The following is a 13371-nucleotide window of genomic DNA, read 5'->3' on the forward strand; positions in this document are numbered from 1 at the left end:
AAGTTCCTCCTTAGAAACTGATTGGCGAAATATAATTTCCTTGATTAAACATCACTACCGAATTTGAGTTAATAACTTCGCTGAAGTCAACGTTAAAAACTCCAATTGCAATCAGGTGATTAATTAAAGGAATCAATGCTAACGGATCTATATTATCCTTGAACATTTCTGCCAACCTCCTAATTTGACAGCTCTCCAAATAAATCAACCTTTGTGCTATTCTCTCTTCCCACTCTAAGTAATACTTCCGTTGACGTAAAAACCTTTTTAGATGTCTCAGATTCCGAGTATAAACATCTGGTAATTTTTTTGGGTAAATGACCTCATACAACCAGCCTTGCAATTGGGCGTATTCCTCACAATAACGATTGATTAATTGCAATTTAGCATCCTTGTTAGCCTCTTCTTCACTTTCTTTTATTTGACAGAGTACTGGGACAGATCCATGCTTAAAGAATAATACATCAGGAACATGAGACCACTTTTTCCCATCTTCATTTTCCACAGTAACTTTTACTGGCTGCTCATAATACCGGATTACCTCTCTATCTAATTCTAAGTAGTAATAAAATAACCGTTCACCTAGGGATTCGTAATTGACAGACCGCTCCAATTTGGGGCTATAAAAACTACCAATAATATGTGGATGGTTATGACTGTTACGATTATTCACCTTCCTCTTGGGCTCATACAACCCATCTTCCACTTTCCAATTTGCTTGATAACGCCACTCCAACTTAATTCCCCCTATAATAAACAATAATATCCGTTTTCCGATTATTTATTATTATATTATAGATAAAAATCACAATAATAATCAATCCTGAATTGAAAATTATTTTTTTCTGCTGATTTTTAAATATTTCTTTATTTCATCTATTCCAAAACGTGAAATTTCATGTTTTAACCTCATATTGAAGTTATAATAAGAAGTATAGTATCGAGGGAGGGTCAAAGACGTGAGGATTGGGGTAAGGATAAAGCAACTTAGAAAATCTCACTCAATGAGCCAAGCTACCTTTGCTTCCCATATAGACATATCACAAGGTACGTTGAGTGAAATAGAACGAGATAAGTTCTACCCTTCAGTGGAAACTGTGGTTTCGATTAGTAAAGTATTTGGAGTTAAAACCGATTGGTTATTACGCGGAGATAATGTTTCTGGAGATTTAGGGATGCTAGAACCCTACGGAGAACAATTCACTCAAAAAATATACAATTTAATTAGAGACGCTATACTTAAAATTTCAGAAGAGATAAAAGAAGATGTTAACACTGCAGGCCTATCTTCTACATTGATTAGTGATATCTGGTCCTCAATGTACAACACTTCGTTAACACTTGAAGAAATTGATTTACTAAATGAGTATCGTTTGTTATTACCAAAAGACAAGAAAGAAATCCAAGCAATTATAGCCCTTAAGCATACTATGCACGAATATACGTAGACATATTATCAAATTAATATATTGATTAGATAATATATTAATTAATTAATTAATTAATATATTAGTCCTCTGATATTCTTCAGTTAAATAATCTTCGGAACAAATCCTGCGAATTCATAGCCTGAGTGAGAAAATTAATTCAGCTTTCGTTATTTTTCCCAGATCAGGTCGGTCAACACATACGATGAATCGTGACTCCCTCTCAGGGAATCTGTGCTTAAAAAAGTTTACACAGTATTATTGACAGATCCTCCTAAACTCCTAATAATTGCCGTAGCTCAATTATCTACCTTATCCAGCAGTGAAAATATGCTTACTTTATAAGTTATTTAACTTTTCTAAGAAACTAAGTGCTTCTTCAATATTCTCGATTGGTACCAGTTGAAGATTCAATTGATGATTCTTCAAAATTTTCTTTGCGTCTTTATAATTTTTAAAAGGCACTAAACAGTATTGAAAGCCTTTTTCGTCTGCCATAATAAGTTTCATTTTCAGTCCTCCGATTTCTCCTACATCCCCTTCAGCTGTAATTGTACCTGTTCCACAGATTTTATTATTACCAACGAGATCTTGAGCACCAAACTGTTGAAGCAACTCTAATGTCATCATAAGACCTGCTGAGTTTCCGCTATAACCTTCTAAACTCTTGAGTACATCAATAGGCAGTTTTTTATTAAGTACTTTACCCGCCACTTTCACAGCTATATTTTGAGATTCTAACATCATTTTTTTTCTCAAAATAAGGCCTTCCTCATTGATCTCTTGGTTCTTCTTGGTTGCGAGGGAATAGAAATTCATATACGCATAAGAAGTATCAAATTCCAAAGATGGAGTGCTGCCATCCTCAAATGTAAAGGTTTTTTCAAAAATCTTTTTAAGAGCGTTTTTTTCTTCAAAACTTCTGTAAAGTCCCTTCTCTAAACCAAGGCTACTTGAACTATTGTTAGTATAAAGTGAGTGAAAATGATTGTTCCTATTATTTGAGTATTTTGAATTAATAAAAATCGAATCTGAAAATGCACCACCAGATAGTACAATTTCTCGGTACGAATAAGCTTGTATATAAAAAACAAATACAAGGATAACAGTACTGAAAAAGAGGCAAAGGGGAATGAAAAATCTTTTAAGATCAGAGAGCTTTTTTATGAGAACAATTGCTTTTGATGTTGTGATTAAAAACAAGATTAAAGAGAAGGTTGCTAATACGAGAAAAATAATTGATAGATAATCATGAATAAAATCAAACATAAAGTTCCTACTTTCTAATTTTATTGTTATAGGCTCCGGCGGTTATGTATAAGTGTCTATCCAGGATAAGAACTACATTTACTTTGAGAATCGGGAAGGCACAACTGTAATCTGCTAGAAACATCCATCTTACTCATAGAAGTATGCAAGCAACAGGTGCTCTTTCTGCGAATTACAGTGGTGTCTCAGACAGTAAGTAGTCTGAAATATGCCGATAGCAAAACAGCTACTGTTATTGCCGAAGTTCCTGTACTTAAACTGTCAGAAAACTGATTTCTTCACTACTGTAAAATCACCCAATGAACCCGCCGCGTTTGTCTCTCTCCGAGAAGTTACATCAGGTGCTGCAACAACGTCTTAACGTAGCTCTCTCTTAAAGAGCTGATGCACTAATGAACTTCAGACATTTACAAAGAGGGCTCCTAATTAAGTTTCCACTACATTATTCAACTCACTATCCTCATCCACCAACCTTCCTGTTTTCCAGCTCAGGATTGATTCCACACTTGTTGTCTTCCTCTCCATAAATAACTGGAATCTATTTGATCAAAAGGAAGTTGATAAACGAAGTGTTTATAGAGATATCCAAGAAGAGTCGGCGAAGTGCACAGTTGAATAGTCTGTTTGCCCTTAAGCCTAGTCCTTTAATTTTAAGTGCTATTAATCCGTTTCTTGATTCGAATCATTATAAACAGGGAATTTATTAGCATATGTTTTCTTATACCAACTCATAGCCTTTTCTTCTTTTTTTACAATCCAAATGTTTTCTATGCGATAGCCAATTAGTAAATGATTTAGGCCCGTAGCAAAAAGCCAAATCACAAAGATTAAGATAGTGTAGACATAGATGTACACTTGATATGGAATGAGTATTCCTGGATCATCTACTAAAAAGATTTTTTTTGAAACTACTTCACATAAAGTAAATAAGCTTATGCCTCCGGCTACCATTGTGAATCCTGTTATGGTTACAAAAAATACTCGGAAGCACTCGCATAGTAATTGTAGTACAGGATTTAACCGGTCTATTCTATATTTCCAGTCATAATGTTTATACAAAAGGGCTCTGTATTCTTTAATTTTAGATGAAAAAGATTCTTGCAAAGCTAAAAATGAGCTCCATAAAAAATCATGGGTTTCTTTAGAAGGTTGGTTTTTGTATTCCGTATATGCACCTTTCAAGGCACTAGATTGAGCAATAATTTGTTTGTTAGATTCTAGAAAAAGAGGTGAAGTTGCACCCTCAAGCTTTTTAATAAACCTAGCAAGTCCCCTCATCTGGGATTCATGATGCTTTTCTTCAAAAATAACTTCCATTTCGGAAAACATTGGTCCACAAACATCTTTCAAGTTCATTTCTGTTTTGGTAAGGAAAATGTCGTGTAGTTTCTGAGAGCGATTTAAGAAATATGTTATAAACCACCCCAATACAACCACGATTGCAGATACTAACGGAATTAAATCTTTCATTGTGTAGCCCTCAGCTAATTCAGTCACACTTATCTCTCCCCGACGTGTATATTAATCATTTAAATGATATTTGGAACTTTTTTGGTGAAGTTTAAACAGAAGGTCTGCCAACAATAGAATTTTTATGTGAAGTCTCTTTTAAGAGCCAAATTAAGCTATAATGATCTTTAAATCAATTGATTTGGAGTGGAAACAATGAATCTGGTAAAGGCATTCTTTCATTTTATTTTCAAGATATTTAAAACTAAGTCTGTTGAAATTAAGCATGTCCAGCGTCTGTCAGCGTTTGATACTGTGCTGATTAAGCCATCTATAGAAGCTTCTAACGATCTTTTGAAATATGGCACTATACTAATTGTTAAAGATGGTTCTATCCAGAAATGGGCTCGTTTTATATGTCCCTGCGGGTGTGGGCAAAAACAAGTGATTTCACTACAAATTAGCCATTCTCCTCACTGGTCATTAAATACGATTGGAGAAACTGTCACTTTGCATCCATCTGTACATGTGAATGGTGCAGATGGATGCGGAGCTCACTTCTTTATTCGAAAAAATCAGATTGAGTGGGTATAGAATTCAGGGCCAAACCAAATCAAGAAACATGGGCATATCACCACTACCTAGAACATCGACTTGCCCACATTTGCACGTTTTCTTTCTGGATGTAGAAGAAAGATGGACTTGATGATTTCCGAAATCATAGATTAACCCTGTTCGATCTGATTCGCGAGAAAGACCAGTTAGTTTATTTATAAGCTCAGCGGTTGCTAAAGAAGCAATAGCAGTGGTATATGCAATTACTGCTGGGTCGGCTTCTGCCAGTTCCGCCGCATATCCTTCACGAACAAGATTATCTCGTTCTTCCTTGGTTTTTGACTCCATCATCATTTGGTGGGGATTTACAATTCCTAAACAGAATAAACATGCACTCCCTGGTTGAACGATTGTTAATCGCCCCAATATATCATTCAACACTTCATTTTGAGAATCAATACGAACTCCCATGTCAAAGAGAGGGATATAGTATCTGAGTGAGATATCAGAGAGAATTGATCTTCCCAACTGGTCATCTGTGCATCCAAAAATAATATCGCAGTCACGCAACGTTTTTGCAATTTCTATGTCTGTAATTCGAGCGTTATAATGTAGTACGTTGGTTCTTAGACCAATTCCCTCTATCATATTCCCCATAATGTCAACCTTAAATTGACCGATTTGATTACGCGCAGCTCCGTGTATTCTCGTCAGATTTGTTTCTGATAAGGTGTCATCATCATAAATACTGATCGTTCCTATACCCAGTCGGGATAATTGTTCTATCATTGGCGATCCAGTTCCACTTGCACCTACGACTCCAACGTGTAAACTTTTCAGCAAATGTTGCATATCTTTCCCGAAGGCTCTGACATTTCGATCAAATGCGGATAAATCAAGATCTGAACGACCAGTAGGAAAGAAAAATTTGTACTGGGGGCCAATGATTCTGATCATATCCAAGGGCAATGAATAAACGTCTCTTACCTCATTTTGCAACCATACACGGCCTGTAATGCCGTCAGGAGAATTCAAAAGGAGACTGCCATGGACTTGCCCTGGAACCCTTATATTAGCTGGTCTAAAAAGCTCAGGTTCCTCCCTATCGTCTTCTTCTGAATATTCAAGATATCCTCCAGGGTGCGAATGTACCCAGAAAAAACAATATTCCTCTTTAGCAGCCTTTTGAAAGGCATGTGAATAAACTAGTACAGGTACTCGGATATTTAGTGGTGATTGCTCTAATACTTCATTAGATTGTATTGGCCGAATTTCCTTTACTAAGAGTCGTGTTTCAGCTACAGTTATTGATTTTTTGCAAAAAACAATAGCTGCTTGTTCAACAGAATCGTCAGTAAACAGATGTCTGCATAATTGTGTGTATTCTCTTTCTGAAAAAGTCAGAGTATATCTCATGTTTCCCCCCCCTTTGATGGATAGAGAGGCCCTAAAAGAGCCTCTCACAAACTTGAATTATTCACCTTTTCGTAAAGCTTCAGCAATAAAGGTGAAGTGTGCGCGCAGTCCTCCTACGACTGGGTTCCATGTACCTGGGTCACGATGGCGGGAAAACCGTTGCCAGTTGCATCCTAAGTATGGCTCATTACTCACAGTTGCAGGAGCTTGCCCGTTCTTTTTATGGACAGCAGGATGAACCCAAAACATATCCATTTCAGCAGTTGGGAATCCCGCGGGGATTTTCAATAATAACTTAACGCTTTGAGGTGTGTAATTCTCTCCCAAATCAAAGTTAGGAAGTACCAAGTAGGTTTCGTTTGGATTCATCGGGTTACGATGAAGTTCGTACTGATAACCTTGCGCCGTCAGATAGCTAATTTCGCGCTGTGGTAATATGGCTGTAGCGTCTAGAAGAATATTACCGTTGTTAATATTGCTTTTCATGGATACAAACTGAGCATCTGTGATTAAATAAACGACTTGATCATCTGCTATCTGAATATCAGCTCTAGCGGTAGGGATCATAAACAAAGCATATTCCATTGGAATGTTAGCAAGTTGTTTGATTTCACGCCCCGTCATAACATGCTTTGGTGCGGTATAAGTTACAGCATCAATAATAATAATGACATCGGGATTGAATCGATGTTTAAGGAAGAAGGTCATATCATCGATTAAAAGTATTTCTCTTTCGTCGGGGATGAGTTCACTTTCGTCGGGACCCTCAACTTCTAGATGCAGGTCGTAATCATCCGTATCAGCTACAGCAAGCTGCTTAATTGCAGTCCCGGTCATACTGAGTTGATACAATTTATAGTCTATAGACCCGATTGTGATATGAATAGCATATTTACTTACATTATTTGTTGTCATTATGAAGCCCCCTTGGGTTTATATGATTCTATTTAATTCAAGCAAGTAACAGTTACAAGAGTCGAGAGATTTTGAATGTTGGCGAATACGGCTAATTTTGCTAAAGAGTTAAATACCTTAGGAATCATTGTAAAGTTCACTTATTGGTTTAAAGATATTTTGACTTTTTTTCATTATCGTTTCCCCTTTGTAAATTCATAATTATCACACCAGTTAATCTCCTTCACAAAACCAGATGAATCAGATGGCAAAAAAATATATTTTAATCCTCATTCTTTAAAAGGAACTCACCATCCAATTAGCTCTTCTTTTAAAATGGATGGTGAGATTTCTTAAAGAATTGAATAATAAATGAATTGTTTTCCTCCACTAGGAGCAGGTACTTCCTTCCTGCTCACCATTCCTAAATCCACTAAGGTTTTTAGTCGATTGTTACAGCTAGTTATAGCAATAGAAAGCGAATCAGCAATTTTATTCGTATCAGAGATTTCAAACTCAATTACCTTGCTCAAAGTATCTTTTAAAGAATCACTGCATTTACCGATTAAGTACCATTCTGTTTCATTAGTAACGAGACAACATTTATCTACCTTACTTAAGGCAGCATCAATATTTTCTCTAACCAAATCACTTAGACCGGTTAATATGATATGTCTACCTCGAAGCTCTGCAGATAAGCGGATTATTAAAATAGATACGATTTCACTTGCACAAGAGAAATCGATTCGTGAAACTTCAGTAAAGTCGAGTATTAAAACAGAATGAGTTTGTGCCAGGAATGAATTCAAAATGGATTCTCTGATTTCTCTTCCTGCTTCTCTACCCCATAATTGATCAGTATATTGTGAGCCGATATTAACTTGAAATCTTTCCATAAGCAATTCTCCTTCACGAATCTAAGTGAACCAGGTCACAAATAAAATATACATCACCTTTATAGGCTTGTCAACTATCCGATGATAAAACTTACTGTGGTTCCAGTAATTGGTGATTCGTCCCAGACCATCTTTCTCATACTACTATTATCAGTATTCCATCCGTATATACCTCTGTTGGAATGTATGAATAATGTTGCTCTTCTATCTTGTGCACCTTTTAACAAATTCGGGAATCCATTTCCACGAGTGATATCATCTTGGATACTTGAGCGTCCTTTTAATACTTCTTGAATAGCATCAGAATCAGTCATAGTTACAATGCCTGGAACATCTGCATCTAATAAACTCTGATGTATCCCTACTCCAGCATCACCAATAGCCCACGCTAAAAAATGTGTTCCATCCCTTCTTTTGTAGGCCTGTCTACAAAGCACTCCACGTTGCGGGGTCCTGCTATGTTGACACACATTTTGGACCATTTCAGATATAAACGTGGACATGTTGCTTTGTTCTGCTTCGTCGTATTCATGTTCTTCCATCCATCTTCCAACTTCTTCAGTAATCATTCTAATATCACGTTCACTGTCAAAAAAAGTTAAATGCCCACCTGAACTCCTATTATTTTTATAGCCATCCAAAATATTTGTTGGCTTTTGGATTTCAATAAAAGGCTCCTGACTCTCGATTAAATTGAATCCAGCGTAATACATATACTCGCCGGCTTCTCTACTAGGGAGAACAACTCTTGAGCAAATCCTAAAGTGATTATATAAATATCGACATGCCCCAATAATGCTGATCATTCCAAATGGATCAATGAATGTAACCTCTAATAAATTAAATTCTATTAACGAGTGACGCTGAATTTCAAGTAAGGATGATTTTATCCTATTACAAAGATCTGGAAAGTAAATATATGTATATTTGTTTTCTAACTTTATTGTATACATTTTTGTCCTGTTACTCCCTTTCTAACCATCATTGGAAAAAGCATATGTATCATTATAGCAAAATTTACAAGGATATACTTCAATCTTTTTACCGATTATACTCCTGTTCTTTTGATTTTTCTATGAAAGGAATATACCTCTTTTGATGCTCTATTAGCTTGCACATGATGATATTCCTATTTCCTCTACAACGCTTTTTGGACAAAAAGTCTCACGTTAATGGCCTTATAATTCCCTGAAATAATTGAAAATCTTAAAAGGTTAAGGTTATTGTCGAAAGCCATGGTCTGGATCTACTGGGCATTACCAAAGCCCCGTTGTTCAGTCTCTGGAGGAGAATCACTATCTATACATTGTCTTTAATCCGCTGATCTCAAATCGGCTTAGGAAGTCCAACCTTCGCAAAGTAAATCCGGATGCTGCTGACGTTTACTTTTCAGCAGAACTTTACTATAAAGAAGAATTCGAGCCTTTCAAGAAGAGAGGTATCCAGCTGCTTTATCTGTGCTATCTAACGAGACAATACGAGTCTCTTCCAAAGATGTGTGTGTATAGACAAAGCTATAATTTCAAGCAGTGTTAGATCAAGTTCCCCTGCTTATAAGGTGTATTTGGGGCTATGTATTCTAATATTTCACTTCAGTTTTTAAATGAGTTTCCAACCTCAAATTCAGTTTTGTAATCTGATGAAAATATACTCAAAGCTAAAATGAAAGAGTTGCTTTCATCAAAATGTAGGCGGTCCCAGGACTGGATACCAACGCTTTCAACGGGTTACTGAATGCGGCTAAAATAAATCCATTTCAGCGAACTATGTATGCAAGTCACTTGGTCAATCTGAATGTTCTTATTTGCCTTATTCTCCAGTACCAAGAGCACCTTGCTGGATTGGAACAGAATATAGATGCCTTGGCTGGAGAAATAGAAGAGTATGATTAAATTCAGTCAATCCTAGTATTGACCATGAAATTGTGGCAACAATTTTATCGGAAATCGGAGAAGTCGACCGATTTGATCATCCTAAAAAGCTAGGCGCCATTGCAGGTATTACCTGAGTGTTTTTGCTTCGGGTAAGTTTACAGCAACTCGAAATCGGATCACAAAACGTGGTTCCAGACAGCTTCGATATGCGCTGGTTTTGGCTGTCCAGTGTGGTCTAATTCACTCTCGTAACACACGAATCGAGGAGTTTTACGGTCGAAAGAGAAGCGAAGGAAAGCCGATTAAAGTAGCTCTTGTTGCATGTGCCAATAAGCTAGTTCATTGGCTGTATGCCATCTGAATAAACAAGAAGACGTTCCGTCCAGCCTAATAAAAATATTGGTGCAACCTTCCAATACACATATTAAATTGGATGGTTATTTTGACATACTTATTTTTAATATACCATATCTTTTATAATCACTTTACTGGGAACCTTAACAATCTATTAGCTGGTATAGCTTAATGTTGTTCTCGATCTAATACTATATTGTTTCTCAGTCAGCAATTTCCCCCTCCAGTATAATATTTATTTTCAGTCTAATGGTTTATCTCTTTAAACAATACAAACAGCCCAGATGCAGGAAATCGATTCATCAGGACCGCTTTAGAAGCAATTTGATTTTTCCACTGATGCTAAAAATATATCTTATTGATTACGGCCAAATATTCATTACCAAATTCATGTAATACACAATTATATTTGTAAGATTCACAAATATAATGTCACCTGACACTCGCTTCAACCGCAGCTAAACCTATTATCAACTGTATTAAACCCTGCCACAGAATCCCTTCTTATTGGCTACGCTTATTATTTCTGCCAAAGGTTACGATGGTCAGTACCATACCAACAATGCTCATACCCGTTAGAATCCCTTGCGCGAAATCCATCAGAGTGCTCCCGTTAGAATGAATAATTCGACTCGCTGTTAGCGTAAGCAAAGAGGCCAAGAACAGCATTGCTACATTTTGTTGATGTTTTTTATTCATTATTTCCACTCCTTCATAAGGGTTTTCGAGATGCAAACTCTGAATGGTTACTCACAAGCAAGACCTTCAACTTTAAATCCATAGAATACACTTCACAACATTATTGTCCTAGGATACTAACAAAGCAATGATTTATCCGATTTATAATTGAATATTTTTTAGTATCATTATCAATCCAACTACGTACTGACATAGTCACCATTCATTCGATCCTTATTGGGAACGAACCCTTGATACATCAACACTTTTGGTGTACCAAGGGCTCAAAGTTGTCTCAACAATATGTTGTAAACCTGTCTCAGTTATCACATAAAACAGTCTCAACTATAAAGGTTACTCACACCCGACTACTTCAAGCCTTAAATCTTATAAGCCTTCATCGCTTTTCTAATCTCTTTAATAGTTGGACGCTTGCCGTACATCAGTACGCCGGTACGGTAGATCTTGGCGGCCAGCCAGCCGAAGATGAACGTGGTGACTAGAAGGATAAGCAGCGACACTATGATTTCCCAGATAGCTACATCACCTATACCTATGCGCAACAGCATACTGAGCGGGGAGGTGAACGGAATATAGCTCGCTACCTTGATGAGCGTCGTATCCGCGTTGGAAATACTAAACAGCGGAAGATAGAAGTTGACGAAGCCCAGCATCAGAACTGGCATAATAGCTTGCCCCAAGTCTTCGGTACGGCTGACAATCGAACCTACAGCTGCATACATCAAGGCATACAGGAAGTAGCCTAAGATATAGAGAACCAAGCCATACAGTAGAATGCTGATATCTAACTGACCTAGATCCAGATTAAAGTCTGTCAAGATGGTAGCGTTATGCGGAAGCAGCAGATTGGCAGCTACAGCTGCGGCAATAACAGCAATTTGCAGCAATCCGACCAGGAAAATACCGATCACCTTGCCGAACATCTGTGTTAAAGGCGAGGCGCTCGTAATGAGAATTTCCATGATCCGCGAGCTTTTTTCCGAAGTAATCTCCGCGGAGATCATATTTCCGGTCATCGTGATAGACATAAAGAACAGAATCAAGAGAACATATACAATTACATAGTTAATAACGGGTGGTGCTTCTTTTGTTGCTTCCCCACCATTGGCTCCAGCGCTAAGCTGCTCTGTGCCGATTTGTACTGGCGCAAACATGGCAGCTACCTGCTCCTGAGTCAGCTTGTCACCCACGATAAGCTGTGTATTAGCCTGCTGCAAAGCGCTCTGCAGATAGACCTGCACATCCCCCTTTAGCTCCCCACTTTTACTATGGTAAGTGACTGGCGGAACCCCATCTCCTGTTGGTGCAGCAAAAGTAAGATAACCTTCTACTTTCCCATCATCCAGTGCCTTCTTCAAGTCTGCATTATCAACAGAAGCATACTGATTCACCGTAACCTTGGCCAGACCTTCAGGTGGAATGAAAGCTTTCAGCAATTCAGCCGTTCGATTTCCTTCTTCGGCAATAACACCAATCTGAGTAATTTTTGTTGCCGCGTCATCACCCTGAAATAATTTGATCATATAAGGAACGTTCATCCCAATGCTAAGCAGCAATACGAGAATTAAGGTTGTAATCATAAAAGACTTTGTTTTCACTTTATTCTTAAAGGTAAAGCTGATAATGGTCCCCATTTTATTCATGAGATTCACCCACCGCTCTGATAAAGATTTGGTTTAACGTTGGTTCTTTGATTTCAAAATGCTCCACTTCGCTCTGCCCAATCGCCAGCTGCAAGATGCGCTGTGCTGCGGCAATGTCGCTAATGCTTAGCAGATAGCCCTGTTCCTGCCGCTCAACAGCGCTCACGCCCGTGATATCCTCCAGACCGGATACTTCCCCAGCTGTACGAAGCAGTACCTCTTCACGAGGGTAACTATTCTTAATCTCACGGATATCCCCCTGCACAACAGTATTTGCCCGATCCAGAATGGTAATCTGGCGGCATAACTCTTCAACATGCTCCATCCGATGAGTAGAGAAGAGAATACTTGTACCTTGGTCCCGCAATTCCCTAACCGTATCCTTAAGCAGCTCCACATTAACCGGGTCCAGACCACTGAAGGCTTCGTCAAGGATCAGAATTTGCGGCTTATGAACAACCGCGGCGATAAAGCCCATTTTTTGCTGATTCCCTTTGGAGAGTTCTTCAATCTTCTTATTGTAATATTCCGGTACGTCAAAACGGTCCAGCCAATAGCGCAGGCTCTTATCTGCCTCGCTGGTAGACATCCCGCGCAATCGGGCCAGATACACGATCTGATCACTGACCTTCACCTTCGGGTATAAACCCCGTTCTTCCGGAAGATAACCCATAATCTGCTGAAGCCCACTGTTAAACGGTTTGCCGTTATACAGGATTGTCCCTTCATCCGGGTAGATCAGACCAAGCACCATGCGCATGGTTGTCGTTTTCCCCGCTCCGTTAGCCCCAAGCAAGCCGTAAATCTCTCCTTGGCCCACACTGAGGTTAATGCCGTTTACAGCGGTCTTGTCACCGTACTGCTTCACTACACTTTCAAGCTTCAAAGCTTCCAT

General features: G+C 38.1%; 12 protein-coding genes and 1 pseudogene. 3 read left to right on the top strand and 10 right to left on the bottom strand.

Going from position 1 to position 13371, the window contains the following annotated elements; translation table 11 throughout:
- Positions 1 to 10 precede the first annotated feature (10 nt).
- Positions 11 to 736, bottom strand: a complete 726-nt coding sequence (locus H1230_RS29700) for a TnsA endonuclease N-terminal domain-containing protein (protein WP_239713353.1) — start codon at positions 734 to 736, stop codon at positions 11 to 13.
- 223 nt (positions 737 to 959) lie between these two features.
- Between H1230_RS29700 and H1230_RS29705 the strand changes: the two genes are divergently transcribed.
- Positions 960 to 1448 (top strand): helix-turn-helix domain-containing protein, encoded by a 489-nt coding sequence (locus tag H1230_RS29705; RefSeq protein ID WP_239713354.1) that lies wholly within the window; start codon positions 960 to 962, stop codon positions 1446 to 1448.
- A 318-nt stretch (positions 1449 to 1766) separates the two neighbouring features.
- On the opposite strand, the gene H1230_RS29710 is transcribed toward H1230_RS29705, so the two are convergent.
- Both H1230_RS29710 and H1230_RS29715 read right to left on the bottom strand, forming a co-directional pair.
- Positions 1767 to 2696: a S16 family serine protease gene (locus tag H1230_RS29710; protein WP_239713355.1), complete on the bottom strand. Its 930-nt coding sequence runs from the start codon at positions 2694 to 2696 to the stop codon at positions 1767 to 1769.
- Between the two features lie 660 nt (positions 2697 to 3356).
- On the bottom strand, positions 3357 to 4193 hold the full coding sequence (locus H1230_RS29715) for a hypothetical protein (protein WP_239713356.1): 837 nt from the start codon (positions 4191 to 4193) through the stop codon (positions 3357 to 3359).
- A gap of 168 nt (positions 4194 to 4361) precedes the next feature.
- Here H1230_RS29715 and H1230_RS29720 point away from each other — a divergent pair, with 168 nt between their 5' ends.
- Complete coding sequence (locus H1230_RS29720) at positions 4362 to 4739, top strand: ubiquitination-like system serine protease family protein (protein ID WP_239713357.1); 378 nt, start codon at positions 4362 to 4364, stop codon at positions 4737 to 4739.
- A gap of 3 nt (positions 4740 to 4742) precedes the next feature.
- Here H1230_RS29720 and H1230_RS29725 read toward each other — a convergent pair whose 3' ends face one another.
- From H1230_RS29725 to H1230_RS29740, 4 genes are all read right to left on the bottom strand, one after another.
- Positions 4743 to 6116, bottom strand: coding sequence for a HesA/MoeB/ThiF family protein (locus H1230_RS29725; protein ID WP_239713358.1), 1374 nt, complete (start codon positions 6114 to 6116; stop codon positions 4743 to 4745).
- Between the two features lie 57 nt (positions 6117 to 6173).
- Positions 6174 to 7031 carry an E2/UBC family protein gene (locus H1230_RS29730; RefSeq protein ID WP_239713359.1) on the bottom strand — a complete coding sequence of 286 codons (858 nt, stop codon included), beginning with the start codon at positions 7029 to 7031 and terminating at the stop codon, positions 6174 to 6176.
- 332 nt (positions 7032 to 7363) lie between these two features.
- Positions 7364 to 7906: a hypothetical protein gene (locus tag H1230_RS29735; RefSeq protein ID WP_239713360.1), complete on the bottom strand. Its 543-nt coding sequence runs from the start codon at positions 7904 to 7906 to the stop codon at positions 7364 to 7366.
- Positions 7907 to 7980: 74 nt separating this feature from the next.
- Complete coding sequence (locus tag H1230_RS29740; protein WP_239713361.1) at positions 7981 to 8859, bottom strand: hypothetical protein; 879 nt, start codon at positions 8857 to 8859, stop codon at positions 7981 to 7983.
- A 292-nt stretch (positions 8860 to 9151) separates the two neighbouring features.
- Here H1230_RS29740 and H1230_RS31795 point away from each other — a divergent pair.
- A pseudogene (locus H1230_RS31795) lies at positions 9152 to 10141 on the top strand (transposase); the annotation flags it as partial.
- A 497-nt stretch (positions 10142 to 10638) separates the two neighbouring features.
- On the opposite strand, the gene H1230_RS29755 reads toward H1230_RS31795, so the two are convergent.
- From H1230_RS29755 to H1230_RS29765, 3 genes are all read right to left on the bottom strand, one after another.
- Complete coding sequence (locus H1230_RS29755; RefSeq protein ID WP_239713362.1) at positions 10639 to 10833, bottom strand: hypothetical protein; 195 nt, start codon at positions 10831 to 10833, stop codon at positions 10639 to 10641.
- A gap of 359 nt (positions 10834 to 11192) precedes the next feature.
- On the bottom strand, positions 11193 to 12476 hold the full coding sequence (locus H1230_RS29760; RefSeq protein ID WP_239713363.1) for an ABC transporter permease: 1284 nt from the start codon (positions 12474 to 12476) through the stop codon (positions 11193 to 11195).
- Positions 12469 to 13371 carry an ABC transporter ATP-binding protein gene (locus H1230_RS29765; RefSeq protein WP_239713364.1) on the bottom strand — a complete coding sequence of 301 codons (903 nt, stop codon included), beginning with the start codon at positions 13369 to 13371 and terminating at the stop codon, positions 12469 to 12471. Before H1230_RS29765 ends, H1230_RS29760 begins: the two co-directional genes overlap by 8 nt.

The organism is Paenibacillus sp. 19GGS1-52 (genome assembly GCF_022369515.1).
Lineage (GTDB): Bacteria > Bacillota > Bacilli > Paenibacillales > Paenibacillaceae > Paenibacillus_AQ.